The sequence below is a fragment of the Mycolicibacterium parafortuitum genome, assembly GCF_002086815.1.
Lineage (GTDB): Bacteria > Actinomycetota > Actinomycetes > Mycobacteriales > Mycobacteriaceae > Mycobacterium > Mycobacterium parafortuitum.
In genome coordinates, this window is the sequence record NZ_MVID01000003.1 from 36,379 (window position 1) to 62,223 (window position 25,845).

26 protein-coding genes are annotated in these 25,845 nt (G+C 69.1%); 8 read left to right on the plus strand and 18 right to left on the minus strand.

Annotated features, from left to right (window positions below):
* Position 1 precedes the first annotated feature (1 nt).
* Complete coding sequence (locus BST38_RS04965; RefSeq protein ID WP_083142161.1) at positions 2-868, plus strand: polyphosphate kinase 2 family protein; 867 nt, start codon at positions 2-4, stop codon at positions 866-868.
* Positions 869-944: 76 nt separating this feature from the next.
* On the opposite strand, the gene BST38_RS04970 is transcribed toward BST38_RS04965, so the two are convergent.
* From BST38_RS04970 to BST38_RS04985, 4 genes are all read right to left on the minus strand, one after another.
* Positions 945-1,823, minus strand: coding sequence for a hypothetical protein (locus BST38_RS04970; RefSeq protein ID WP_083142162.1), 879 nt, complete (start codon positions 1,821-1,823; stop codon positions 945-947).
* Between the two features lie 107 nt (positions 1,824-1,930).
* Entirely contained in the window at positions 1,931-2,785 is an 855-nt protein-coding gene (locus BST38_RS04975) for a 3-hydroxybutyryl-CoA dehydrogenase (protein ID WP_083142163.1), read from the minus strand.
* Between the two features lie 142 nt (positions 2,786-2,927).
* Positions 2,928-4,220 (minus strand): isocitrate lyase, encoded by a 1,293-nt coding sequence (aceA, locus tag BST38_RS04980; RefSeq protein ID WP_083142164.1) that lies wholly within the window; start codon positions 4,218-4,220, stop codon positions 2,928-2,930.
* A gap of 282 nt (positions 4,221-4,502) precedes the next feature.
* Complete coding sequence (locus tag BST38_RS04985; RefSeq protein WP_083142165.1) at positions 4,503-5,279, minus strand: acyl-[acyl-carrier-protein] thioesterase; 777 nt, start codon at positions 5,277-5,279, stop codon at positions 4,503-4,505.
* Positions 5,280-5,399: 120 nt separating this feature from the next.
* Here BST38_RS04985 and ramB point away from each other — a divergent pair, with 120 nt between their 5' ends.
* From ramB to BST38_RS05000, 3 genes are read left to right on the plus strand one after another with little or no spacing between them, the layout of a single operon-like run.
* Positions 5,400-6,836, plus strand: coding sequence for an acetate metabolism transcriptional regulator RamB (gene ramB, locus BST38_RS04990; protein ID WP_083142166.1), 1,437 nt, complete (start codon positions 5,400-5,402; stop codon positions 6,834-6,836).
* Positions 6,833-7,369 carry a carboxymuconolactone decarboxylase family protein gene (locus BST38_RS04995; RefSeq protein ID WP_083142167.1) on the plus strand — a complete coding sequence of 179 codons (537 nt, stop codon included), beginning with the start codon at positions 6,833-6,835 and terminating at the stop codon, positions 7,367-7,369. The genes ramB and BST38_RS04995 overlap by 4 nt, the downstream gene beginning before the upstream one ends.
* 55 nt (positions 7,370-7,424) lie before the next feature.
* The gene (locus BST38_RS05000; protein WP_083142168.1) at positions 7,425-8,393 is read left to right on the plus strand and encodes an alpha/beta fold hydrolase; all 969 of its coding nucleotides are present in this window, start codon (positions 7,425-7,427) and stop codon (positions 8,391-8,393) included.
* A gap of 3 nt (positions 8,394-8,396) precedes the next feature.
* On the opposite strand, the gene BST38_RS05005 is transcribed toward BST38_RS05000, so the two are convergent.
* The 14 genes from BST38_RS05005 to BST38_RS05070 form a co-directional block, all read right to left on the minus strand.
* On the minus strand, positions 8,397-9,503 hold the full coding sequence (locus BST38_RS05005; RefSeq protein WP_083142169.1) for a GGDEF domain-containing protein: 1,107 nt from the start codon (positions 9,501-9,503) through the stop codon (positions 8,397-8,399).
* Positions 9,504-9,517: 14 nt separating this feature from the next.
* A complete protein-coding gene (locus BST38_RS05010) occupies positions 9,518-9,796 on the minus strand; it encodes a hypothetical protein (RefSeq protein WP_181791994.1) in 279 nt (92 codons plus the stop codon).
* On the minus strand, positions 9,797-11,191 hold the full coding sequence (lpdA, locus tag BST38_RS05015) for a dihydrolipoyl dehydrogenase (RefSeq protein WP_083142170.1): 1,395 nt from the start codon (positions 11,189-11,191) through the stop codon (positions 9,797-9,799). It abuts the gene before it with no gap.
* A gap of 6 nt (positions 11,192-11,197) precedes the next feature.
* Positions 11,198-11,824: an ABC transporter ATP-binding protein gene (locus BST38_RS05020; RefSeq protein ID WP_083142171.1), complete on the minus strand. Its 627-nt coding sequence runs from the start codon at positions 11,822-11,824 to the stop codon at positions 11,198-11,200.
* The gene (locus BST38_RS05025; protein WP_083142421.1) at positions 11,821-12,585 is read right to left on the minus strand and encodes an ATP-binding cassette domain-containing protein; all 765 of its coding nucleotides are present in this window, start codon (positions 12,583-12,585) and stop codon (positions 11,821-11,823) included. Before BST38_RS05025 ends, BST38_RS05020 begins: the two co-directional genes overlap by 4 nt.
* A 23-nt stretch (positions 12,586-12,608) precedes the next feature.
* Positions 12,609-13,436: an ABC transporter permease gene (locus tag BST38_RS05030; protein WP_237160670.1), complete on the minus strand. Its 828-nt coding sequence runs from the start codon at positions 13,434-13,436 to the stop codon at positions 12,609-12,611.
* 56 nt (positions 13,437-13,492) lie between these two features.
* Positions 13,493-14,515 (minus strand): ABC transporter permease, encoded by a 1,023-nt coding sequence (locus BST38_RS05035; protein WP_420872524.1) that lies wholly within the window; start codon positions 14,513-14,515, stop codon positions 13,493-13,495.
* Positions 14,503-16,086, minus strand: coding sequence for an ABC transporter substrate-binding protein (locus BST38_RS05040; protein WP_083142173.1), 1,584 nt, complete (start codon positions 16,084-16,086; stop codon positions 14,503-14,505). The genes BST38_RS05035 and BST38_RS05040 overlap by 13 nt, the downstream gene beginning before the upstream one ends.
* Before the next feature lie 68 nt (positions 16,087-16,154).
* Entirely contained in the window at positions 16,155-16,586 is a 432-nt protein-coding gene (locus BST38_RS05045) for a hypothetical protein (RefSeq protein WP_237160671.1), read from the minus strand.
* Complete coding sequence (locus BST38_RS05050; RefSeq protein ID WP_110781510.1) at positions 16,579-16,857, minus strand: putative holin; 279 nt, start codon at positions 16,855-16,857, stop codon at positions 16,579-16,581. Before BST38_RS05050 ends, BST38_RS05045 begins: the two co-directional genes overlap by 8 nt.
* Positions 16,858-17,094: 237 nt before the next feature.
* On the minus strand, positions 17,095-17,580 hold the full coding sequence (locus tag BST38_RS05055; RefSeq protein ID WP_083142175.1) for a DUF779 domain-containing protein: 486 nt from the start codon (positions 17,578-17,580) through the stop codon (positions 17,095-17,097).
* A gap of 1 nt (position 17,581) precedes the next feature.
* On the minus strand, positions 17,582-18,889 hold the full coding sequence (locus BST38_RS05060; protein ID WP_083142176.1) for a GAF domain-containing protein: 1,308 nt from the start codon (positions 18,887-18,889) through the stop codon (positions 17,582-17,584).
* A 23-nt stretch (positions 18,890-18,912) separates the two neighbouring features.
* A complete protein-coding gene (locus BST38_RS05065; RefSeq protein ID WP_083142177.1) occupies positions 18,913-19,707 on the minus strand; it encodes an acetoin reductase in 795 nt (264 codons plus the stop codon).
* A 2-nt stretch (positions 19,708-19,709) separates the two neighbouring features.
* Positions 19,710-20,762 (minus strand): 2,3-butanediol dehydrogenase, encoded by a 1,053-nt coding sequence (locus BST38_RS05070; protein ID WP_083142178.1) that lies wholly within the window; start codon positions 20,760-20,762, stop codon positions 19,710-19,712.
* A 141-nt stretch (positions 20,763-20,903) separates the two neighbouring features.
* Between BST38_RS05070 and BST38_RS05075 the strand changes: the two genes are divergently transcribed.
* From BST38_RS05075 to BST38_RS05090, 4 genes are all read left to right on the plus strand, one after another.
* Positions 20,904-22,748 (plus strand): flavin-containing monooxygenase, encoded by a 1,845-nt coding sequence (locus BST38_RS05075; RefSeq protein ID WP_083142179.1) that lies wholly within the window; start codon positions 20,904-20,906, stop codon positions 22,746-22,748.
* 81 nt (positions 22,749-22,829) lie between these two features.
* Positions 22,830-24,869 carry a prolyl oligopeptidase family serine peptidase gene (locus BST38_RS05080; RefSeq protein ID WP_083142180.1) on the plus strand — a complete coding sequence of 680 codons (2,040 nt, stop codon included), beginning with the start codon at positions 22,830-22,832 and terminating at the stop codon, positions 24,867-24,869.
* Positions 24,870-25,523, plus strand: a complete 654-nt coding sequence (locus tag BST38_RS05085) for a hypothetical protein (RefSeq protein WP_083142181.1) — start codon at positions 24,870-24,872, stop codon at positions 25,521-25,523.
* Complete coding sequence (locus BST38_RS05090) at positions 25,523-25,843, plus strand: hypothetical protein (RefSeq protein WP_083142182.1); 321 nt, start codon at positions 25,523-25,525, stop codon at positions 25,841-25,843. The genes BST38_RS05085 and BST38_RS05090 overlap by 1 nt, the downstream gene beginning before the upstream one ends.
* Positions 25,844-25,845: the final 2 nt, after the last annotated feature.

A 25,845-nucleotide genomic window follows, 5' to 3' on the forward strand; every position in this document is an offset into this window, starting at 1 on the left:
TGTGACCGAACCCGACGCGCTGCCGTCCCTGTGGAGCCACGAACCGCGCGTGCAGCTGCGGTTCCGGGCCGGGGTCAAAGTGGCCGACATCGACGCCGACGCCACCCCCGGCTTTCGCGGCGACAAGTCCGACGCGCCGACGCTGCAAGCCGAACGCAACACGCGGTTCGCCGAACTGCAGGAGATGCTCTACGCCAACAGCCGCGCCGGCGACACCCGCTCGCTGCTGCTGGTGCTGCAGGGCATGGACACCGCGGGCAAGGGCGGCATCGTCAAACATGTTGTGGGTGGCTGCAATCCGCAGGGGGTGCAGTACCGCAGCTTCGGTAAGCCGACCGCCGAGGAGCTCTCCCACCACTACCTGTGGCGCGTGCGCAAGGCGCTGCCCGCCGCGGGTCACATCGGGGTGTTCGACCGGTCGCATTACGAAGACGTGCTGATCGTGCGGGTGCACAATCTGGTCCCGCCCGGGGTGTGGGAGCCGCGCTACGACGAGATCAACGCGTTCGAACGTGAACTCGTCTCCGCCGGAACGACAATCGTGAAGGTCGCGATGTTCGTGTCACTCGACGAGCAGAAGAAGCGGCTCGCCGAGCGGCTCGAACGGCCGGACAAGTACTGGAAGTACAACCCGGGCGACATCGACGAGCGACTGAAATGGCCTGCCTACCAACAGGCTTACCAGGCGATGCTGGATCGGACGTCGACCGATTACGCGCCCTGGCACATCGTGCCCTGCAACCGGAAGTGGTACAGCCGGCTCGCGATCACCGAGCTGCTGATCGAGGCGCTCAAGGGGCTCAACATGTCCTGGCCGCCGCCGGACTTCGACGTCGAGGCGGAGAAGAAGCGGCTGGCCGCGGTGTAAGGGGGGCACGGCGTAGGGGGCCTTGGGCGCCGCTCGCCGAGCGCACGCATTCTGCGCGAATCTGCCCCAAAACCCGTCACAAACCGTGCACTCGCGGCGGTCCTGGCCACCCGCGCCGGCGTAACGCCGGCTCGGCACGCCGCCAGATCCCGGCAGGGTCGTCACGGAGCTGTCGTGCACTGACGCGAACGATGATCCATCCCCGCGCCGCCAGGAACTCCAGCCGCATGATGTCGTCGGCGTGGGCGGCGGGGTCTGTCCAATGGTGCTCGCCGTCGTACTCAACGCCGACGCAGTACTCGGGCCAGCCCATGTCGATTCGCCGGACGACTCGGCCGGACGCGTTGGCAATGGGGATCTGTGTCTGCGGTTTCGGTGCGCCGCCGCGGACCAGAACCAACCGCACGCGGGTCTCCTGCGGCGACTCGGCACCGCCGTCGACCAGCGCAAGAATTTCCCGTAGCCGGCGGATCCCCCGCACTCCGGGGTGGCGTGCGGCGAGTGCGGCCACGTCCGACACCGGCAGGCGCGTCGCGTTCAGCAGGGCATCGATCCGAATGACGGCCTCATCGCCGCGGATCCGGCGGCCGAGGTCGAATGCGGTACGGGGGACGATCGTGCAGTCGATGCTCTGCACCAGGCAGACCTCGCCGGCGAGCAGGGTGTCGCGGTGAATGGAGATGCCCGGCGGACTCCCGCACCGCACGCGGGTCAGCTCAGCCGGGGCGTCGTCGGGCAGCCACCGCGCACCGTGCATCGCCGCCGCCGACAGCCCGGCGAGGGTGGCTCGTCGTCCCGACCACAGCCACGCCGCGACCGCACGGTCGCGGGCCGTCAGCGACATGCCTTGCGGCGCATACACATTGTGATGAATCTTGACGTATCGCCGGCGGAGGTCCTGCCGCGTCACCGCACCGCAGGCCAGCGCCTCCGAGCCCAGAAACAGTTCCCGCACACACTGTTAGGCGCATCGCGAGGCCCAGCGGTTCCCGAATGCACGCAATCTGATGCGAAATCCGCGAAAGCGGGTCAGAAAGCGTGCACTCGGCGATCGAAAACGCCTCAGTAGGTGTAGAAGCCCTTACCCGACTTCTTGCCGAGCTGACCGGCCTCGACCATGCGCTGCAGCAGCGGCGGCGGTGCGAAGTTCGGGTCCTTGTACTCGTCGTACATCGAGTCCGCGATCAGCTTCATGGTGTCCAGGCCGATCAGGTCCGACAGCCGCAGCGGGCCCATCGGGTGCGAGAGCCCGGCGACGATCGCGGTGTCGATGTCCTCGACCGTCGCGACGCCCGCCTCGGCCATCCGGATCGCCGAGAGCAGGTACGGCACCAGCAGCGCATTCACGATGAAGCCCGAGCGGTCGCCGCAGCGCACGACCTTCTTGCCCAGCACGTCGCTCGCGAACTGCTCGACCCGCGCGATCGCGTCCTCGGACGTCACGAGCGTGTTGATCACCTCGACCAGCGGCAGCACCGGCACCGGGTTGAAGAAGTGCAGGCCCAGCACCCGGCTCGGGTTCTTGGTCGCCGCAGCGATTTTCATGATCGGGATGCTGGAGGTGTTCGACGCCAGCACCGCATCCGGGTCGGTGACGACCTCGTCGAGCTGCGCGAAGAGCTTGGCCTTGACGGCCTCGTCCTCGATGATCGCCTCGATCACCAGCTGACGGTCGGCCAGATCGGCGAGGTCGGTGGTGAAACTCAGCCGTCCCAGCGTGATCTCGAAGTCGTCGGCGGCGAGCTTGCCCTTGGCCTTCGCCCGCTCCAGCGACGCGGTGATGCGTCCCCGCCCCGCGTTGACGAGCGCGTCCGACGGCTCGTAGACGACGACGTTCGCGCCCGCTTTCGCGGCCACCTCGGCGATGCCCGAACCCATCTGCCCTGCGCCGACCACACCTACACGTTCAATGCTCAAGATTTTTCTCCTGTTACATGCGTCAGACCCCGCCCAAGATTTGTGGGCGGGGTCTGCGCTGTCAAGCTGCACGAGCGTGCGCTTTGTCTGCGTGTGGCACGGCGTGGCGCCTGCAGACACGCACGCTCGCCGTCGGGGAGGGCTAGTGGAACTGGCCCTCTTCGGTCGAGCCCGCGAGCGCGGTGGTCGAGCTGGTCGGGTCCACGGTGGTGGCGATCCGGTCGAAGTAACCGGCGCCGACCTCGCGCTGGTGCTTGGTCGCGGTGTAGCCACGCTCCTCGGCGGCGAACTCGCGCTCCTGCAGCTCGACGTAGGCGGTCATCTGGTTGCGGGCGTAGCCGTGCGCCAGATCGAACATCGAGTAGTTGAGCGCGTGGAAGCCGGCGAGGGTGATGAACTGGAACTTGAAGCCCATCGCGCCGAGTTCCTTCTGGAACTTCGCGATCGTCGCGTCGTCGAGGTGCTTGCGCCAGTTGAACGACGGCGAGCAGTTGTAGGCCAGCATCTGGTCCGGGAACTCGCTCTTGACGCCCTCGGCGAACTTCTTGGCCAGCTCCAGGTCCGGGGTGCCGGTCTCCATCCAGATCAGGTCGGAGTACGGCGCGTAGGCCTTGGCGCGGGCGATGCAGGGCTCCAGGCCGTTCTTGACCCGGTAGAAGCCCTCGGCGGTGCGCTCGCCGGTGATGAACGGCTGGTCGCGCTCGTCGACGTCGGAGGTGATCAGCGTCGCGGCCTCGGCGTCGGTGCGGGCGATGACGACGGTCGGCACGCCGGCGACGTCAGCGGCCAGGCGGGCCGAGGTCAGGGTGCGGATGTGCTGCTGGGTCGGGATCAGCACCTTGCCACCGAGGTGGCCGCACTTCTTCTCCGAGGCCAGCTGGTCCTCCCAGTGCGAACCGGCGACACCGGCGGCGATCATCGCCTTCTGCAGTTCGTAGACGTTCAGCGCGCCACCGAAGCCGGCCTCACCGTCGGCCACGATCGGGGCGAGCCAGTTCTCGACGGAGGTGTCGCCCTCGACCTTGGCGATCTCGTCGGCGCGCAGCAGCGCGTTGTTGATGCGGCGCACCACCTGCGGCACCGAGTTGGCCGGGTAGAGGCTCTGGTCGGGGTAGGTGTGGCCGGACAGGTTGGCGTCGCCGGCGACCTGCCAACCGGACAGGTAGATCGCCTTCAGGCCGGCGCGGACCTGCTGGACGGCCATGTTGCCGGTCAGCGCGCCGAGCGCGTTGACGAAGTCCATGTCGTGCAGCTGCTCCCACAGCACCTCGGCGCCGCGGCGGGCCAGGGTGTGCTCCTCGACGACGTGGCCCTGCAGGGCGATGACGTCATCGGGGGTGTAGGTGCGGGTGATGCCCTTCCAGCGGGGGTTGTGGTCCCAATCGTGCTGGATCTGCTCCGGGCTCTTCGGCGTGCCAACGGTCGACTTCGTCATGGCGGGGCCTGCTCCTTCGATGTGTTGCACAGCACTGCAAACCTCCCGACGGGGAGGACTCACAGCCTTTGTTAATGCTCCGGCGAGTTCACCGGCTTGCTACGACGAGCATGCCTCAGCCCATAAGCGCAGGTCCACCCGTTTCGCTTGCCAATTTTCGCCAACCGTGCGCGGGAATTTGCAAAGTTTGCAAAGAAGGTGCGGGCCTTGACCGGTTCAGAAGCTACCGGCGAGTAGCGAATATGCGCAGGTCAGTACGCCCGTACTGTTTAGCTGGCGCACTCAGAGCGGGAAGATCGCGGCGACGGCTTTCGTCTCGTCGCCGACCACATATGTGAGGGTTGTAACAGCGCGATCGGTGAGTTCCTCGCCGAACTTGTCGGTCGAACCCGCCGGATACTCGTGGCGGATGATCTCCAGATCGTCGCCGAGAGCCACCGGCAGATCGTGCTCGATGGCGACCCGCAGCGGCGCCTTCATCAGCTCGGGCCGCGACGCCAGGTAGTCCTCGACGACGCTCCAGTACACCGCGTTGTTCATGTGGTCGAAGATGTCGATATCGCTGACGCGCACCGGGAACCGGTGCACGGAGGCGGCATCGTCGCGGGAGCCGGGCGTCAGGTAGGCCTTCCACCGCAACCGGGTCTCGCCCGTGGTGCGCCGAAGGCCTTCGATGAAGTCGTCGCTGATTCGCGCGGGCCCCTGGGTCTCGCGGTTGATGTTGATCCAGAACGCCTCGGATTCCAGAAGGCCGGACCGGCGCCCCTCGACCCTGACCCGCATCTCGCACCACCGGTTCGACGTCCCCGAGCACCAGCGGCGCAGCCGCAGCATGTCCTTGAACACGACCGGCTCGATCATGTCGATCATGGTCCGGCGCACGATCCACAGCGGATGGGTCTCCTCGAAGCCCATCTCCCGCAGCTGATCGGTCCCGATGTCCTGGATGTGGCGGGTGGCGGCGTCGAACTTGAGCCGGCCCTCGCGGTCGACGTCGGCGACCCGCAGCGGCCACTGGACGTCGAAGACATCGGGGTGCGGATCCGGCACCGGCATCATCGTCTTCGCCAGGCCCGCAACCGGCCGTCCAGTACTACTCACGGGTTCCGATACTGCCACACGGGGCTGGTCTGCCAACGCTGCAAATACAGCCTTAGCAGGGTTGTTACGCTCGGTGATGTGGCCAAAACGTACGTCGGCGCCCGGGTCCGGCAGCTGCGCAGTGAGCGCGGCTTCAGCCAGGCCGCGCTCGCGCAGATGCTGGAGATCTCACCGAGCTACCTGAACCAGATCGAGCACGACGTGCGCCCGCTGACCGTCGCGGTGCTGCTGCGGATCACCGAGGTGTTCGGGGTCGACGCGACGTTCTTCGCCTCCCAGGACGACACCCGGCTGATCGCCGAACTGCGCGAGGTCCTGATGGACCGCGACCTCGACGTCGACGTCGACCCGGCCGAGGTCGCCGACATGGTCGCGTCGCATCCGGGGCTGGCGCGGGCGATGGTGAACCTGCACCGCCGCTACCAGCTGACCACCACCCAGTTGGCCGCCGCGACCGAGGACCGGTTCCTCGGCGGTATCGGGTCCGGCGCCAGCGGTTCCGGCGCGATCTCGATGCCGCACGAGGAAGTCCGCGACTACTTCTACGAACGGCAGAACTATCTGCACGACCTCGACGTGGCCGCCGAGAACCTCACCGCGGACATGCGGGTGCACCGCGGGGAGCTGGCCAGCGACCTGGCCGACCGGCTGCGGTTCGTGCACGGTGTGACGATCATCCGCAGCCCGGACCTCGGCGAGGCCGTGATGCACCGCTACGACCCGGCCACCAAGCGTCTGGAGATCGGCACCCAGCTCTCGGCCGGGCAGCGGGTGTTCCGGATGGCTGCCGAGCTGGCCTACCTGGAGTGCGGCGATCTGATCGAAAAGCTGGTCGAGGACGGGCATTTCACCAGCGAGGAGTCCAAGAAGCTGGCCCGGATGGGGTTGGCGAACTACTTCGCCGCCGCGGCGGTGCTGCCGTACGCGCAGTTCCATGAGGTGGCCGAGAGGTTCCGCTATGACATCGAGCGGTTGTCGGCGTACTACTCGGTGAGCTACGAGACGATCTGTCACCGGCTTTCGACGCTTCAGCGCCCGACGATGCGCGGGGTGCCGTTCTCGTTCGTCCGGGTCGACCGGGCCGGGAACATGTCGAAACGCCAGTCCGCCACCGGTTTTCACTTCTCGTCCAGCGGCGGCACCTGCCCGCTGTGGAACGTCTACGAGACGTTCGCCAACCCGGGCAAGATCCTGGTGCAGATCGCCGAGATGCCCGACGGCCGGGCCTACATGTGGGTGGCGCGCACCGTGGAGCGCCGCGCCACCCGCTATGGTCAGCCGGGTAAGACGTTCGCGATCGGCCTCGGCTGCGAACTGCGACACGCGCAGCGGTTGGTCTACTCGGAAGGCCTGGTGACCGGTGATCCCAATGTGCCCGCGACGCCGATCGGCGCCGGTTGCCGCGTGTGCGAGCGCGACAACTGCCCGCAGCGCGCGTTCCCCGCGCTCGGCCGCGCGCTCGACATCGACGAGCACCGCTCCACCGTCTCGCCGTACCTGGTGAAGCAGTCATGACCGAACGCATCCCGCCCGGCGGCTTCAAGGATCTCGGCCCGCTGAACTGGCTGATCGCCAAGGGCGGTGCCCGCGGCATCCGCCGGCCCCGGTTCAGCCTGATGAACGTGCTGGGCCGGCACCGGCTGATGTTCCTGGCCTGGCTGCCACTGTCGGCGTACCTGCTCTACGCGGGCAAGCTGTCGCGGCGCGACGCCGAAGTGGTGATCCTGCGCGTCGCACACCTGCGCGACAGCGAGTACGAGTTGCAGCAGCACCGCAGGCTGGCACGCTCGCGCGGGCTCGACAAAGAGACTCAGGCGCGCATCTTCGAGGGCCCCGACGCCGAAGGGCTGGCCGAGAAGGAACGGGTCCTGATCACCGCGACCGACGAGTTCGTCGTCACCCGCGGGGTGTCCCCCGAGACCTGGCAGCAGCTCAGCCGACACTTCAGCAAGCCGCAGCTGATCGAATTCTGTCTGCTCGCAGCGCAATACGACGGCCTGGCCGCGACGATCTCGACGCTCGGGGTTCCGCTGGACTTCCCGGACTGACGGCACGGGTTGACACGCGTGACCACGGGTGTAACGCCACGGTTACCATGCGTCCATGAGCCCCGCGAACCCGTGGCGCCACCCTCCGGGGGTGCCCCGCTGCGAACCACCGCGTGCCGAGGGCACGTTCTTCCTGCCCGGCGGCCGCCGGCTGGGCTACGCCGAGTTCGGTGATCCGACCGGCCCGGTCGTGCTGTGGTTCCACGGCACCCCGGGCGGCCGGCGCCAGCTGCCGATCGTCGGCCGGCGCGCGGCCGAACGGCTCGGCCTGCGGGTGGTGCTCGTCGAGCGGGCGGGCTCGGGCCTGAGCGATCGGCACAAGTACGGCCAGATCGGCGACTGGGCCACCGATATGGCGCATGTCGCCGATGTCCTCGGCGCTGACCGCATCGGCGTCGCCGGACTCTCCGGCGGCGGCCCGTATGCGCTGGCCTGCGCCGGGATGCCCGCCCTGCGCGACCGGGTGGCCGCCGTCGCCGTCCTGGGCGGGGTCACCCCGTCGGTGGGCCCGGACGCCACCGCCAGCGGCGCGATCACGCTGGCCCGGCAGTTGTCGGCGGTGACGTCGGCACTGCGCCGGCCGTTCGCCGCGGTCACCGCGAGCCTGCTGACCCCGGTGATTCCCCTGGCCCACCTGGCCTACTCCGGTCTGGCCGCCGTGATGCCCGACGGCGACAAGCGGGTTTTCGCCAACCCGGAGATCGAGGCGATGTTCATCGACGACATCGTGCACGTCGCCAACGGCGGGTTCCAGGCGCTGCTCGACGACGCCCGCCTGTTCGGCCTCGACTGGGGTTTCCGGATGGCCGACGTGGACGTCCCGGTGCGGTGGTGGCACGGCGACGCGGACTCGATCATCTCGCTGGCCGACGCGCAGGCCGCCGCCGAGCACCTGCCCGCCGTCGACCTGCTGCTGATGCCCGACGAGAGCCACCTCGGCGGGTTCGCCAAGGCCGACGACGTGCTCGCGTTCCTCGCCGAGCACCTCACGCCGCACAACGGCGAGCGCCGCAAGCAGAGCTGACCGTCAGGTAGCGCCGTTGGTGGAGCCGTTGGTGACGACCACGACGCGGTTGCCGCCCTCGGCCTTGGCCTCGTACATCGCCGCGTCGGCCGCGCCGATCACGTCGATCAGGTCGATGTCGGGGCGTTCGCAGGTGGCCAGCCCGATGCTCACGGTGACGGTCGGGTCCGCCGGTTCGGCGACCGCCGCGCGGATCCGCTCGGCGACCTCGGGGGCGTGCTGGCGCGCGATCCGGTCGACGACGAGGAACTCCTCACCGCCCCAGCGCACCACCACCGCGGCGTCGTCGACGCTGGCCCGGATCCGGCGCGCGGTGCGGATGAGCACGTCGTCGCCGACGGCGTGACCGAAGGTGTCGTTGACCCGCTTGAAGCCGTCGACGTCGATCAGCAGCGCGCACAGGTGCTCCCCGGCGGGCGCGTCGGCGTTGAGCCGTTTCACCGACACCGCCAGCCCGCGCCGGTTGGTCAGCTCGGTCAGCGGATCGGTCAGCGACTGCATCGAGCTGTCCTGCAGCAGCCAGAACCCGAACTGCAGCGCGGGCAGCACGCACACCGTGACCGCGAGCGCGATGACCGCCCGCGACGCCGCGACCTGCGGACCGAACACCGGATCCGACAACGCCAGCCACACCGCGATTCCCAGCACCGACACGATGCACCACGCGATGTGGATCAGATGCAGCCGCGGGCCGTGGAAGAACGCGACGTATCCGCCCGCGCACAGCAGGATCGGGATGCCCGACATGGCCAGTGTCGGATCGCCGAACAGCAACGCCGACACCGTCATCAACACGTCGACGGCGATGATGAGCACCGCCGACTCCACCACGTTCGGCCACGGCCGCAGCGCCCAACGGGCCGCCCAGCCGAGCGAGCCGACCGCGACCACCGCCCAGCCGGTGCGGATCAGCGCGCCGTCGGCGCCCGGCGGTACGAACGCGTTGTAGGCCGACAGCAGGCCCAATGTCGCGCCGATGCCGGCGATCACCCACCGCAGGATCGACAGCAGCCCGCGGCTGCGCAGGAAATCGATGCGCCACTGGTAGTCGTCGCGCTGCTGCCACCATTCCCGCAACAGCACACCGATACCGGCGGTCCCGTCTCCCACTAGGCCATTTTGACCTACAGGTACGTCACGCCGAGCACGATCAGCGACAACAGCACCGGCGACACCGACAGTCCCCACAGGAATGCCGCGCGCGCCTCGGACTTCTCATCCTTGCGCTGCCACAGCCGGCGGCCGCGCAGCGATGCCGCCAACCCCACGGCGAACGACACCCCGGCGACGACGAGCACCCATGCCGGAATGTTCGTCGATGAGATGGCAAAGGAGATACCGGCCAGCCACAGAATGTGGCCGACCACCAATCCGCCGATACCGGCGACCCAGATCGCTCTCAATTAGAAATTGATCATGTGGCCGACCAGGCCGTGGAAGCACTCCTGCAGTGCCTCCGACAGGGTCGGGTGGGTGTGCACGTTGCGGGCCAGCTCGTTGGCCGTCAGGTCCCACTTCTGGGCCAGCGTCAGCTCCGGCAGCAGCTCGGCGACATCGGGACCGATCAGGTGCCCGCCGAGCAGCTCGAGATGCTTCTTGTCGGCGATCAGCTTCACGAAGCCGGTCGGGTCGCCCAGACCGTGCGCCTTGCCGTTGGCGGTGAACGGGAACTTCGCGACGACGACGTCATAGCCCTCGTCCTTGGCCTGCTGCTCGGTCAGCCCGAAGCTCGCGACCTGCGGTTGACAGAACGTCGCACGCGGCATCATCCGGTAGTCGCCCAGTGCCAGCGTGTCGGCGCCGGCGATGGTCTCGGCCGCGACCACGCCCATCGCCTCGGCGACGTGGGCCAGCTGCAGCTTGCCGGTGACGTCACCGATCGCGTAGATGTGGCCCACGTTGGTGCGCATGTAGTCGTCGATGCCGATGGCCTTGCGGTCGGTGAGCTCGACGCCCGCCTTGTCCAGGCCGAATCCTTCGACGTTCGGCGCGAAACCGATGGCCTGCAGCACCTTGTCGGCCTTGAGCTCGTCGGACTTACCGTCCTTGGACACCTTCACGGTGACCGACGATCCACTGTCCTCGATGGACTCGACCTTGGTGCCCGTCAGGATCTTCACACCGAGCTTCTTGTACTGCTTCTCGATCTCCTTGGAGACCTCGGCGTCCTCGTTGGGCAGCGCGCGGGGCAGGAACTCGACGATCGTGACGTCGACGCCGTAGTTCTTCAGCACGTACGCGAACTCCATGCCGATCGCGCCCGCCCCGGCGATGATGATCGAGGAGGGCAGATCGCGGCTCAGGATCTGCTTCTCGTAGGTGACCACGTTCTCGGAGAGCGACGTGCCCGGCACCAGCCGGGTGCTCGAGCCGGTCGCGATGATCGCGTTGTCGAACTCGACCTTCTCGGTGTCACCCTCGTTCAGGTCGACCTCGAGGCTGTTGGGCCCGGTGAACTTCCCGTAGCCGTGGATCTCGGTGATCTTGTTCTTCTTCATCAGGAAGTGCACACCGGCGACGCGGCCGTCGGCGACCTTGCGGCTGCGGTCGTAGGCCGCGCCGTAGTCGAAGCTGACGTCGCCGCTGATGCCGAACGTCTTGGCGTCCTTGTGGAACACGTGGGCGAGTTCGGCGTTGCGCAGCAATGCCTTCGACGGGATGCACCCGACGTTGAGGCACACGCCGCCCCAGTACTTGGGTTCGACGATGGCGGTCTTCAGCCCGAGCTGGGCCGCGCGTATGGCCGCGACGTAACCGCCGGGGCCGGCTCCGAGGACGACGACGTCATAGTGGGTCACGTTTACCTACCCTAGTGGGCTCGGCAAGGCGAGCGTGGCTGCTGTGAGCGTCTCGACCAACACGAAGTCGTGGCTGACGAGCACCACGGCGGCGCCGCCGTCGGCGAGGCGGCGCAACAGTGCCACCACGGACGCGGTCGAGATCGGGTCGAGCATCGCGGTCGGCTCGTCGCACAGCACGAACCGGGCCCGCTGCGTGAGCACCCGCCCGATACAGGCGCGCTGCAACTGTCCGTCGCTGACCTGCCCCGGATAGCGGTCGAGCAGTACCGGGTCAAGCCCCACCTCGCCTGCGGTGCGGTGCAGGTCGTCGGCGCCGAACCGAGCGCCGCGGATCAGCGCGGGCTCGGCGAGGATCTGCGCCAGGGTCCAGCGCGGGTTGCACACCAGGCGCGGGTGCTGGGCCAGCAGCGCGATCGATCCCCTGGGCGCCACCGGATCCCCGTCGTAGCGGACTTCCCCGGTGTCGGGCCGCTGCAGCCCGGCCAGCACCCGCAGCAGAGTGGTCTTGCCGCTGCCCGACGCGCCGGTCACCCCGGTGACCTGCGCGGCCGGAGCGCTCAGATCGACCGCGTCCAGGACGGTCCTGCCGCCGAGCGCCAGCCCGATCCCGGTGGCCGACAGTCCGGTCACACCAGAACCGTCCCGAGCAAGGCCTGCGTGTACGCATCGGTGCTGCCGAGCGTGTCGACCAACGAGGTCTGGGACAGCACGGTGCCGCGTGCCATCACCGCGACGTCGTCGCACACCGCCGCACGCAGCAGCGACGGCATGTCGTGGGTGATCACCAGCACGCCCGCGCCGTCGGCGGCGGCGTCGCCGAGCAGCCGCCAGGTCAGTGCGGCGTTGTCGGGGTCCAGCGCCGAGGTGGGTTCGTCGGCGACCAGCAGGCCCGGGCGGCCGGCGAGCGCCGCGGCGATCGCGACGCGCTGGGCCATGCCGCCGGACAGTTCGTGCGGGTAACGGTCGACGACGTGCGGCGGCAGCGCGACGGCGGCACACAGCTGTTCGGGAGTGCGGTCGGAGTCCAGCCGGGCGCAGATCTCGGCCAGCTGGGAGCCGATGGTGCGTACCGGGGTGAACGACGTCGACGCCGACTGCGGCACCGAACCGACCTGGCGGCCGCGCAACTCACGCCAGGCGCGCTCGTCGTCGCAGCGCACCTGCCGGCCGCCGACCTGCACCGTGCCGCGAACCCGGGATCCCGGCGGCATCAGTCCGGTCAGCGCGGCGGCCACCAGCGATTTTCCGCAACCGGATTCGCCGACCAGCGCGGTGACCCGGCCGGCGGGGACGTCGAGGTGGACGTCGTCGAGCACATCGACGGTGGCCGAGCCGCGTCCCCGGCGAAGATCGATGCCCACGGTCAGCCCGGTCAGGCGTGCGGCGTTCATCGTGTCCTCCTGCGTTTGTGAATTCACCACACCTGCCCCGCCGGTGGTCGGTGCCGGTTGCGCATCAGGGTGCCTGCCGCGGCGAACGCGAGCGCCGTCGCGATCAGCGCCGCGGCGGGGACGGCCAGCGTCCACCAGGCGCCGGTGAGCACGTCGCCGCGGGCCTCGCTGAGCAACGTGCCGAGGCTGGCGCGGTCCGGGGAGAGCCCGACCCCCAGGAACGACAGCGTCGACTCGTGCCACACCGCGTGCGGCAGCAGCACGATCATCGCGACCAGGGCCTGCCCCGTCACCGCGGGCACGAGATGGGTGCGTGCGACGAACCATCGCGAGGCCCCCGCCAGCCGTGCGGATTCCACCCACCCGGCATTGGCGACCGCGAGCAGCTCGGCGCGCACCACGCGCGCGACCGCCGGCCAGTGCGTCAGCGCGATGGATGCGATGATCGCCAGCGGGGCGCCGCGCCACATCGCGGCGATCACGATGCCGACCACCAGGTGGGGCAGCGCGTTGAACCCGTCGACCAGACGCATCACGACCGCGTCGAGCCACCCGCCGACCAGGGCCGCGGCGACGCCGACCGCCAGGCCCAGACACGTCGCCGCCACCGCACACACCACCGCGATCACCAGTGAGACCCGCAGCCCCTCCGCAGTGCGGACCAGCAGGTCGTAGCCCGAATGGTCGGTTCCGACAAGGTGTTCGGCGCTCGGTGGGCGCAGCGCGGCGGAGAAGTCGGCCACCTGTTCGCCGGCCAGCAGCGGGATACCGAGGGCCGCCGCGGCGATGACACCCAGCACGATCCACGGCCACCTGGAGCTGCGCGCCAGTTCGCTCGCACGCTCCCTCATGACCGATGATTCGCTCGCACGCTCGCTCATAGCCGATGATTCGCTCGCACGCTCGCTCATGCGCGCATCCTGACCCGCGGGTCGATCCCCACCGCTGCCGCATCCGACAGCGCCGAACCGGCGAGCACCGCGGCGGCCGCGGCCACGGTGAGCGCCGCGAGCAGCGGAAAGTCCAGCGCCGCAGCCGAATCCACCAGCACGGCGGCCATACCGGGCCAGCCGAAGACGGTTTCGACGATCGCGGCGCCGGCGATCAGCTCGGGCAGCCTGGTACCCAGCAGCGCGAGCGTCGGAAGCACCGAGACCGGCGCGATATGCCCCCGCAGCAGCGCCCAGCCGTGCACCCCACGGGACCGCGCGGCGCGCACCGCATCGGAGCCGACGCTTTCGACGACGGCGGCACGCGTGGTCAGCAACAGCCACGGGATCATCGACACCGTGAGCGCGATCCATGGCAGGATGCCATGGCGCAGAACACCTTCGACGGTGTAGTCGGCGCCGGGCGGCGCGGCGCCGGACGCGGGGAGCCACCGCAGACCGACCGCGACGACCACCACCAGTGCCAGCGACACCACGAACGGCGGCACCGCGGCGAAGGTCACCGAGAAGCCGGTACACAGCCGGTCGACCAGACCACCGCGGCGCATCCCCGCCAGGCAGCCCAGAAGCACCGCCAACACCGTCGCGGTCAGCAGTGCGGCCCCGGACAGCGCCAGGGTGAACGGCATCCGCTCGGCCAGGACGGTGGTGACCGGTTGCGACTGCGTCGACGACCAGCCGAGCTCGCCCCGCGACACCCCGCCGATCCACTGCCACCAGGCCTGATACCACGGCATGTCGGTGTTGTAGGCCTCGCGCATCGCGTCGCGCTGGGACTGCGTCGCGAACTGGTAGTTGCCGCCGAGATAGGCCGCCAGCGGATCGAAGGGCGACAGCGACGCGACGGCGAAGATCGCCGCCGAGATCGCCACCGTCAGGGGCACAGCGACGGCGGTGCGGACCGCCAGCAGCCGGGCCGCGGCACGCACGGGGCGCGCGGCGGCCTTCTCGGCGAACGCCGGCGGCGTCAGCGTGTCCACGCGGCGAGATTCCACCAGGGGCCCCACGACACCCCGTGCGAGTGGGGCTCCATGATCGGCGGGCTCTGCTGCCAGCCGAGATCCTTGTAGCTGTAGGTGTGGTGCAGGAACACCAGGAAGACGTGCGACGGCGCGGCCGTGTACGCGGCCTGGATCCTGCGGTACAGCTCGTCCTTGGCGGGACCGGACGGCGACCGGCTCGCCTGTTCGAGCATCGCGTCCATCCCCGGCGCGGTGAAGTTCCCCGGATTGGAGTACGGCGACGAGTCGGGCACCCGCGTGTGCAGGGTGTCATACACCTGGGAGTCGATGCTGTAGGGCGTCGAGCCACCGCCGAGCACCACGGCCGAGTCGGCGAACCGGGTGTCGATCTCGTCCCAGCTGGTGCCGCGGGGCCGGACGTCGACACCGAGCGGTTTCATCGCCGCGGCGTAGGCGACCGCCAGATCCCGGCGCAGGGTGTCCTGGGCGTTGTAGAGCAGCTCGAACGACGCACGCGCACCGTCTTTTTCGCGGACCTGATCGGCCCCGGTACGCCACCCCGCATCGTCGAGCAGCCCCTTGGCGCGGTCGAGGTCGAACGCGTACTGCGCGTCGGGGTCGTAGGCGTCGCCGTACGCGGCGGCCACCGGGGTGCTGGCCGGGCTGCCGTAGCCGAGGAGGACGTCGCGCACCATCGCGTCACGGTCGACGCCGATGTTCATCGCCAGCCGGGCGGTCACGTCGGCGGTGAACGGGTTGCCCGCGGGCAGGGCGATGCCGCGCCAGTCCGCGGAGCGCACGGCGACGGTCTGGACATCGCCGTTGGAGCCCTTGACCGAATCGACGAGCCGCGGTGGAAGATTGGTGCCGTCGACGGCGCCGGACACCATGCTCTGCGCTCTGGCGTTGTCGTCGGGCGCATAGGCGTAGACCAGCCGCGTGACCTGCGGGGCGCCGCCCCAGTAGTCCTCGCGCGCGACCAGGACGGCCTGATCGGGGCGCAGGCTCTCCAGGCGGTAGGGGCCGGTGCCGACGGGCTCGGTGTTGACCGCCCAATCCGCGGCCGGTTTCGCCTCGACCTTCTCCGAGGGCAGGATGCCCAGCAGCAGATAGGGTTTCGGGTCGGCTGCGGTGTCGAGCTCGACGACGACGGCGTCGGGACCGTCGGCCTCGATCGACACGACGGGCGCCACCGAGGTCGAGATCTCCGACGCCACCCGAGGGTCCGGGACGGCGTTGTACGTCGCCACGACGTCGGCGGAGTCGAAGGTGCTTCCGTCGGAGAACGTGACGCCGGGCCGCAGCGGGATACGCCAGCGGTTCGGGCCGGCGGGTTGCGGTTCCTCACCGGCCAGGGCGGGGACCAGCTCCGGAACCACGGTGTCGGTGGTCGCGCTGGGCCGGAAGAGACCGTCGTAGATCGGGGAGACACCGGACTCGGCGTAACCGTTGACCGGGTTGTAGCCCCCGAGCTCGTAGCCCTCCGCGAGCACGATCTGGTCGCCGGGCTCCTCGGTGGTGGACCCCGAGCACGCCGCCACGGCAAGTGCGGCGCTGAGCGCGCAGGCCAACGCGACGCGGGATTTCATGTGTCTATCTGAACACATGAACTACTTCTGTGCGCACCGGCCCTTCGGGCGGGGACTCGGGCGGGGCCTCAGGCGGGGATCCAGCCCAATCCGTAGCTTGCGTAGAGCGCGCCGGCTCCCAGCGCCGTCGCCAACGGCGCCGACATCATCGCCAGTGACATGGCCGCGATACCGGGCCTCTCCTGCACCATCGCGGTCAGCAGGCTGCCCACGACGCAGGCGACGACGAAGACGAGCACGGCGAACACCGGCAGGGATTTGTCCATCGAGTGGAACCACCAGTAGTACAGACCCGCCCCGGCGGCGGCCGCGGCGATCCACGTCGCGGCGACCACAGCCACGAACCGCCACCGGCTCACGTACTGCTGGACCGACGGGACGACGACCGGCTGCGCATGCGGCGGGGGAAGTTCGCCGGCGTACGCGGGTGGATCGATCACCGTCGGCATCGCGATTCCGCCGGTGAACACGGGCGTGAAGGACTGCGTGTGCTCAGACACCGGAGGCCACCTGGATTGCGGTGAGGGCCCCGAACCAACCCGGTCCGATGGCCAGGATCATGGCTCCGACGGCAGTGACCCACCGACGGCTCGACGTCAGGATCATCAACATCCCGATCACACTGGGCACGCCGACCACGACACCGATGACGAGGTCCGGCCGGACAGTCGCGGTGACTTCGACGGCGGCGATGAGCGCGGCCATCATTCCCAGAGCGACACCGATGATCATCACTCCGGCGAGGGCCGATGCTCGTGGCAACGGGATCACGTATTCGACGATAACGCTGCTATGGGCCACATTTCGGACGGCGCGCCGCATCCGGCGCCGCGTGGCGTAACAGCTCGGTCACGGCGCGGGCACGCGTTCCACCGCGCCCGACGGTGTCGGGTGGTTTCGTGCCCGGTCGACGCGGTACCGACGGATCCGATTGAGCCCGCTGCGATCCCGCCCGCGGCGTCGCGATCGTGATGATCTTGTGTTCTTACCTTCGGCGCGTACTCGCGCTCACCGCTGCGGAATACCGCACACATCCTGAACCGAGCCGGCATCCGCGACGACATGCGTGCCGGTGCGCGGCGGTCGTTCACCCCGCTCGTAGGCCGCCCCCGTCACCGGCGGGGCGTCGTCGAGCTCCCGGTTCTCGTCCTCGGTGAACGCCCGGCCGCGGGACAGAAACCGCTTGCCCTCCGGCGATTCCAGACTGAAGCCGCCACCCCTGCCCGGCACCACGTCGATCACCAGCTGGGTGTGCTTCCACGTGTCGAACTGCGGACCGGAGATCCAGACAGGCACCCCGGCACCGACGTCGAGCACCGCGAGCAGCACGTCACGGTCTCCGACGATGAAGTCGCCGGCGGGATAGCACATCGGTGACGAACCATCGCAGCATCCGCCGGACTGGTGAAACATCAACGGGCCGTGACGTTCCTGAAGGGACAGCAGAAGTTCTGCGGCGGCGGCGGTGATCAGCGCCCGATGAGGTGCGGCCATATCAGCCATTGTCCCTCGCGACGCGGATCACCGGGGCGTTCGACGGAGGAAGGATCATGCGCCGGTCGGCCGGATACCGGACGGACAACTCGATGGCCCGCGCGAACCGGTACGGCTGGGTGGCGAGGATCCCGGCGAACTGCTTGCGCAGCCGCGACATCTCCGCGCGGACGGTCACCACCTTCGACCGGTCCCCGTAGAGGTCCTCCGCGAGCTGGGGCGCCGACCGACCCTGTGGCGAGAGCGCCAGAGCGACAAGGATTTCCGCGTGCCGCAACGACAGGTCGTGGCGCCAGCTGCCGGACCGTCCGACCATGACCAGCGACGGGCGGTCCGGGTCACTGACGTCGAGGGTCGCCCGCGACGGGTGCGCGCCGTCGGCGTCCTCGTCGTCCTCTCCCCCGGCCGGACGCACCAGCCAGCCACCGGGCAGCGGCTCGACGGCGCACATCCCCAGCGTCGCCAACCGCACCCGCCCCGGGCCGAGCCGCTCGGGTAACAGGATGCGGTGGTGCAGCGGCATCGCGTCGACCGCGGCCACCCATCCGTCGGTGTCGACGACCAGTGCCGGGCTGCCCATCCGCGCCAGGATCGGCGCGGTGAGCGCCCGCAGCCTGTTCAGCGTGCGGTCGTGTTCGATCCGCAGATGGGATTCGGCGAGCCGGGCGACGGCGTCGACGAGGGCCACGGTCGTCGGGTGCACGGTCGCGGCCGGCCCGGACACGTCGACCACGCCGATGACCTGCCCCGTGCGCGGATCCCGGATCGGTGCGCCCGCGCACGTCCACGAGTGATGGCTGCGCAGGAAGTGCTCGGCCGAGAACACCTGGACGGCGCGCTGCGACACCAGGGCCGTCCCGATCGCGTTCGTGCCGACCGCGCGCTCACCCCAGTTCGCGCCTTCGACGAAGCCCAGCCGGTCGGCGTTCATCAGCACCGACGGCGACCCGGAGCGCCACAACACGCGGCCCTTGGCGTCGGCCACCACGAGGATGTTCTCGCCGTCGGCGACCAGCGGCCCCAAGCCGTGGGAGATGTCGTCGAGCACCTCCATCAGCCCGGAGGACCGACGGAGCATCTCCAGCGCCCCCGTCTCGACCACCGGCTCCGCCTGTTCGTCGGGCTCGATACCGCTGGCCATGATCCGGCGCCACGAGTCCCCGATGACCTCCCGCGGACGCGCCGGCGCGCGATCGCCGGCCATCGTCGCGTCGTAGACAGCCGACATCAGCCGCGCGTAGCTGCGCGGATCCTCACCGACCGCGACGGCGGGCTCAGGCACGAGCGGGCTGCCGACATTGCTGGGCATCGACTCCGATTGTGCTCCCCATCTCAGCGGTAGACCAGGCCGCCGTCGATCAACCCCGCCTGTCCCGTCATGTAGTCCGAATCCGGCCCTGCCAGATACGACACGAAACCGGCGACGTCGTCCGGGGTCTCGGCGCGGCCCAGCGCGATGCCCCCGACGAACTTGTCGTAGGTCTCGCCTTCGGCGGCGCCGGTCAGCTCGGCGAACCGTTTGTCGATCTCCACCCACATGTCGGTGCCGACGACGCCGGGACAGTACGCGTTGACGGTGATGCCGTCGGCGGCGTGTTCCTTGGCCGCGGCCTGGGTGAGTGCCCTGACCGCGAATTTCGTCGCGCTGTACGGCCCGAGCATCGCGAATCCGTCGTGGCCGGCGATCGACGATGCGTTGATGATCTTGCTGATCTTTCCCTGCTCTTTGTTGCGCAACGTCGTGAACTGCGCGACGGCCGCTTGGATCCCCCACAGCACGCCGTCGACGTTGATCGACCAGAGTTTGCCGAGCTCGGCCGGTGTCACCTGGCTGATCGGACCGACCAGCGCGATGCCGGCGTTGTTCACCATGATGTCGAATCCGCCGAGGGCCGACGCGGCGTGCTCCACCGCGGCGAAGACCTGGTCGCGGTTGCTGACGTCGGCCACGAACGTCGTTGCTTTGCTGCCGATTTCGGCGATCTCCGCGGCGACGTCATCGAGACCGCCCTGATGGACGTCCACCAGGGCCACGTCGGCGCCGTCGCGGGCCAGGCGTAGGGCGATGCCGCGGCCGATACCGCGGGCCGCTCCGGTGACGAGCGCGACTTTTCCGTTGAGTGCCATGGCTATTCCGCTCCGTTCGGATCGACGAGAACCTTCATCTTGGTGCCGGCGTGCAGCGCTTCGAAGCCTTCGTCGACCACGTCGTCGAGGGGGATCCGGGTGACCCAGCCGGTGGTGTCGTATCGGCCGTCGGCCATCAGCGCGATCACCGCCTCGAAGTCGGCGCCCGTGTAGCACAGCGAGCCCTGGATCCTCGACTCGTTCATCACGAGATTCAGAAGCGGTGTCTCCAAGGGCTTTTCGTAGATGGCGACGCTGATCATCGGCTTCCGGGACCCGACGCAGGCCAGCGCGGCGGCGACGGCCGGCGCCACGCCGGCCGCGTCGAACACCGCGTCGGCGCCGTCGCCGCCCGTGTGGTCGGCGATGAAGGCCGGCACGTCGTCGGCGGTCGGGTCGAGGGTGGCGGCGCCGAGCGCCTCGATCGCGGCGCGGCGGGTCGGTGACGGCTCCACGACGAACACGTCGTCGAGCCCTTTGCCGCGCAGTGCGAACCACAGGCCGATGCCGATCGGGCCCGCGCCGAACACCATCGCGGTGTCACCGGCGCTCACCTCGCCGAGGGTGGCGGCGTGATAGGCCACCGACATCGGCTCGACCAGCGCGCCGAGCTCCAGCGACACGGTGTCGGGCAGCCGGTGCAGCATGCTCGTCGGCACCACGGTGTATTCGGCCATGCCGCCGTCGGACATCAGGCCGTGAAAGCCGATCTGCCGGCAGACGTTGTAGTTCCCGGCCCGGCACGGGCCACAGTGGTCGCACTTGTAGATCGGCTCGACCGCGACGCGGTCGCCCTCCTGCCAACCGGTGACGCCGTCGCCGAGCGCGGTGATCGTGCCGGAGAACTCGTGCCCCATCGTCAGCGGCAGCTGCGCGCCGGTGAGCGGATGGGGCGCAGTCGGCACGAAGATCGGACCGGCGTAGTACTCGTGCAGGTCGGTTCCGCAGATGCCGTTGACGCCGACCTTCAGCTTCACCGTCCCGGGTCGGGGCTCGGGTTCGGGGACGTCGTCGACCTCGAGCTTCTTCGGTCCGTAGTACACAGCTGCTCTCATGCCGCATTCCTATGTGACGGCCGACACAGCGCGAAAGAGTTGCAGGGGGTTGCAGTGCGGCTGCGGACCCGGGAAGTGCGGGTCGTTGCAACTCTTCGCAACTCTTGTCAGCTGCACCGATGCCGATGTGTCCTGGCTCACATGACTTCGACTCTCGACCCTCAGACCACCACCGAGCTGACGCCGCAGCAACGCGTCGAGGCCTGGCTCGCCGACTTCGAGGCCGCGCTGGCCGTCCGCGACATCGAACGCGTCACCGGCATGTTCGCCGTCGACGGCTTCTGGCGCGACCTGGTCGCGTTCACCTGGAACCTCAAGACCATGGAAGGCCGCGACCAGATCGCCGACATGCTGGACGCCCGCCTCATCGAGACCGGCCCGTCGGGATTCCACACCCGCGAACCCGCCGTCGCGGACGGCGACGGGGCCGATGCGGTGGTGTCGGCGTTCATCGAGTTCGAGACCGCCGTCGGGCGCGGCAACGGCCACCTGCGCCTGAAGGACGACGGCGGTGTCGACCGGGCGTGGACACTGCTGACCACGCTGCAGGAGCTCAAGGGGCACGAGGAACGCGTGGGCGCCGGCCGCGTGCTGGGCGCCGTGCACGGCGACGACCCCGATCCGCGGTCGTGGGCGGAGAAGAAGGCCGCCGAGGACGCCGAACTGGGCCGCACGACCCAGCCGTACACGCTGGTCATCGGCGGCGGACAGGGCGGTATCGCGCTCGGCGCGCGGCTGCGCCAACTCGGGGTGCCCGCGATCGTCGTCGACAAGCACGAACGCCCCGGCGACCAGTGGCGCAAGCGCTACAAGTCGCTGTGCCTGCACGATCCGGTCTGGTACGACCACCTGCCGTACTTGCCGTTCCCGCAGAACTGGCCGGTGTTCGCGCCGAAGGACAAGATCGGCGACTGGCTGGAGTTCTACACCCGGGTGATGGAGGTGCCCTACTGGTCGAAGACCTCCTGCCTGTCGGCGAGCTTCGACGAGCAGTCGCAGCGGTGGACCGTCGAGGTGGACCGCGACGGCGAACGGCTGACGCTGCACCCCACCCAGCTGGTGCTGGCCACCGGGATGTCGGGCAAGCCGAACGTTCCCACGCTGCCCGGCCAGGACGTGTTCCGCGGCGATCAGCACCATTCCAGCGCGCACCCCGGCCCGGACGCCTACGTCGGCAAGAAGGCCGTGGTGATCGGGTCGAACAACTCCGCGCACGACATCTGCAAGGCGCTCTACGAGAACGGCGTCGACGTGACGATGGTGCAGCGGTCCTCCACGCACATCGTCAAATCCGACACCCTGATGGACATCGGGCTCGGTGACCTGTACTCCGAGCGTGCGCTGGCCGCCGGGATGACGACCGAGAAGGCGGACCTGACGTTCGCGTCGCTGCCGTACAAGATCATGCACGAGTTCCAGATCCCGCTGTATGACCGGATGCGCGAGCGCGACAAGGAGTTCTACGACCGGCTCGCAGCCGCCGGCTTCGAATTGGACTGGGGCGCCGACGGTTCCGGGCTGTTCATGAAGTACCTGCGGCGGGGCTCGGGCTACTACATCGACGTCGGCGCGTGCGACATGGTCGCCGACGGCCGGATCAAGCTCGCGCACGGGCAGGTCGACCATCTGACCGAGGATTCGGTGGTGCTCTCCGACGGCACCGAGCTGCCCGCCGACGTCGTGGTCTACGCGACCGGCTACGGCTCGATGAACGGCTGGGCCGCCGACCTCATCGGCCAAGACGTCGCCGACAAGGTCGGCAAGGTGTGGGGCCTGGGCAGCGACACCCCGAAGGACCCGGGACCGTGGGAGGGCGAGCAGCGCAACATGTGGAAGCCCACGCAGCAGCCGAACCTGTGGTTCCACGGCGGGAACCTGCACCAGTCGCGGCATTACTCGCTGTATCTGGCGCTGCAACTGAAGGCCCGCTACGAGGGGCTGCCGACACCGGTGTACGGGCTGCAGGAGGTCCATCACCTGTCCTGACCGTCTTTCGCCGAAACTGCATTCCAGCGGGGAAAGTCCGAGTGCGGACCTGCTGGAATGCAGTTTCGGCCAGAGGGAACAATGGGGGTCGTGACCGACACCCGCCCCGCTGTCCCCGCGACCGACCCGTACCTCTGGCTGGAGGATGTCACCGGCGACGACGCACTCGACTGGGTGCGCGCCCACAACGAACCGACGATCGCCGAACTCGGCGGCGAGCGCTTCGAGCAGATGCGTGCCGAGGCGCTCGAGGTCCTCGACACCGATGCCCGCATCCCGTACGTGCGCAGGCGCGGCGAGTACCTGTACAACTTCTGGCGCGACGCCGAACACCAGAAAGGCGTGTGGCGGCGCACCACCCTGGACAGTTACCGCAACGAACAGCCGGACTGGGACGTCCTGATCGACGTCGACGAGCTGGCCCGCCGCGACGGCGAGAACTGGGTGTGGGCCGGTGCCGACGTGCTGGAGCCGGACTACCACCTGGCGCTGATCAGCCTGTCCCGCGGCGGCGCCGACGCCGCGGTGGTCCGCGAATTCGACATGCGGACAAGGACGTTCGTCGACGGCGGATTCGAGTTGCCCGAGGCCAAATCGCAGGTGTCCTGGGAGGACGAGAACACCGTGCTGGTCGGCACCGACTTCGGCGACGGATCGCTGACCGAGTCGGGCTATCCACGCCTGGTGAAGCGGTGGCGGCGCGGCGAGCCGCTGGCCGAGGCCGAAACCCTGTTCAGCGGAGCCGAATCCGATGTGCTGGTCGCCGGGTCGCACCACCACACGCCGGGGTACGAACGCACCCTGATCGGGCGTGCGTTCGACTTCTTCAACGAGCAGGTCTACGAACTGCGCGGCCCGGAGTTGATCCGCATCGACACCCCCACCGACGCCAGCATCTCGATCCACCGGGAGTGGCTGCTGATCGAGCTGCGCACCGAATGGACCTACGGCACCCAAAGCTATCCGGCCGGGGCGCTGCTGGCCGCCGACTACGAGCAGTTCCTCGGCGGTACCGCCGAACTGCAGGTGGTGTTCACCCCCGACGCGCACACCTGCCTGCACCATTACGCGTGGACCCGCGACCGGCTGGTCGTCGTCACGCTCGCCGACGTGGCCAGCCGCGTCGAGGTCTACACCCCGGGGGCGTGGACCGCGGAACCGGTCACCGGGCTGCCCGACAACACCAACACCACCATCGCCGCCGCCGATCACCTCGGCGACGAGATCTTCCTGGACTCTTCGGGTTTCGACACCCCGTCGCGGCTGCTGCACGGCCCCGCCGGCGGGGAGCTGGTCGAGATCAAACGGGCACCGTCGTTCTTCGACGCCGCCGATCTCGAGGTCACGCAGTACTTCGCGACGTCCGACGACGGTACCGCGGTGCCGTATTTCTTGGTGGGACACCGCCATCGGCAATCCCCCGGACCGACGCTGCTCGGCGGGTACGGCGGTTTCGAGGTGGCCCGCACACCCGGGTACGACGGTGTGATGGGGCGGCTGTGGCTGTCGCGCGGCGGCACCTACGTGCTGGCCAACATCCGCGGCGGCGGCGAGTACGGACCCACGTGGCACACCCAGGCGATGCGCGAGGGCAGACACCTGGTCTACGAGGATTTCGCCGCGGTGGCACGCGATCTGGTGGCCCGGGGCATCACCACCGTGGAGCAGCTCGGTGCGCAGGGCGGCAGCAACGGCGGCCTGCTGATGGGCGTGATGCTGACCCGGTATCCGGAACTGTTCGGCGCGCTGGTGTGCAGCGTGCCGCTGCTCGACATGAAGCGGTTCCACCTGCTGCTGGCCGGTGCGTCCTGGGTGGCCGAGTACGGCGATCCCGACGATCCCGACGACTGGGCGTTCATGGCGGAATATTCGCCGTACCAGAACATCTCGACGGACAAGCGCTATCCCCCGGTGCTGATCACCACGTCGACCCGCGACGACCGGGTGCATCCCGGTCACGCCAGGAAGATGACCGCGGCGCTGGAGGACGCCGGCCATCCGGTGCGCTACTACGAGAACATCGAGGGCGGACACGCCGGTGCGTCGGACAATCCGCAGGTCGCGTTCCGGTCCGCACTGATCTACGAATACCTGCTGCGCACACTGGACGGAACGCCCTGAATGGACACCGCGATGCACCCACGCTGGAAATCCCTGCTGCTGGCCGCGGCCTCGGTGGCGCTGCTGTCGACCGGGTGCGCCCAGGACGTGACCGGGCGCCCGGTCGTCGCCGACGGGCAGCCCGCGACCGGCGTTGACGAGAACGAGTGCACCGTCGTCGATGCGCCGTTGGACGACATCCCGACCCGCAGCGCCACCGAACCGGTGCTGCGCATCCCCGTCCCGGACGGATGGGAGCGCAGCCGGATGATGGACAGCCCGGTGATCCGGTACACCATCGTGTCCACCGACCTGGTCAACGACGGCTTCGCGACCAACGCCGTCGTCACCCTCGAATCCATGCGGGGCAGCCAGCCGGCCGACGAGGTGTTCGCGTCCAACCGGGACAACCTGGTGACCGGGCTCGGCGCCTACGGGCTGGAGGTCGACAGCAACAGCACCTGCGGACTCCCCTCGGAGACAACGTTTTACATGGCGCCGGCGATGGGCGCCGCGCCGGAGCGGCCCGTCATCATGCACGCCGTCGTCGCCGAGACCGCGGGAGCGACCTACCTGGCCACGATGACGATCCAGACCACCAATGCCGACGATCCGCAGTTCATCGAGGACTCACTGGAGATCGTGGACGGATTCCAGATGGTGGAGCCCGGCTGATGACGACGCTGTCGTGGGTGCTGCTGGGTGCGGGCGTGGTCGCCCTGGTCCTCGGTGCGGTCGTGCCGGGGCGGGACACCCCGACGGCTCCCAAGCGCGCGGTCAAACGGCGGATCTACTGGACCGGCACCGCGGCCGGGGTGGTGCTGCTGTTCCTGTCCGGGCTGCCCGACGTGCAGAGTGCCGTCGCGTCCGCCGCCGCGGCGGCGATCCTGATGACCGGCATGGCGTATTTCCGCACCCCGCACATCAAGATCGGCGGAACCATCTACTCGGCCTACGAACCGCACCGGCGTCCCGACCCACCCCCGTCGGGGTGACG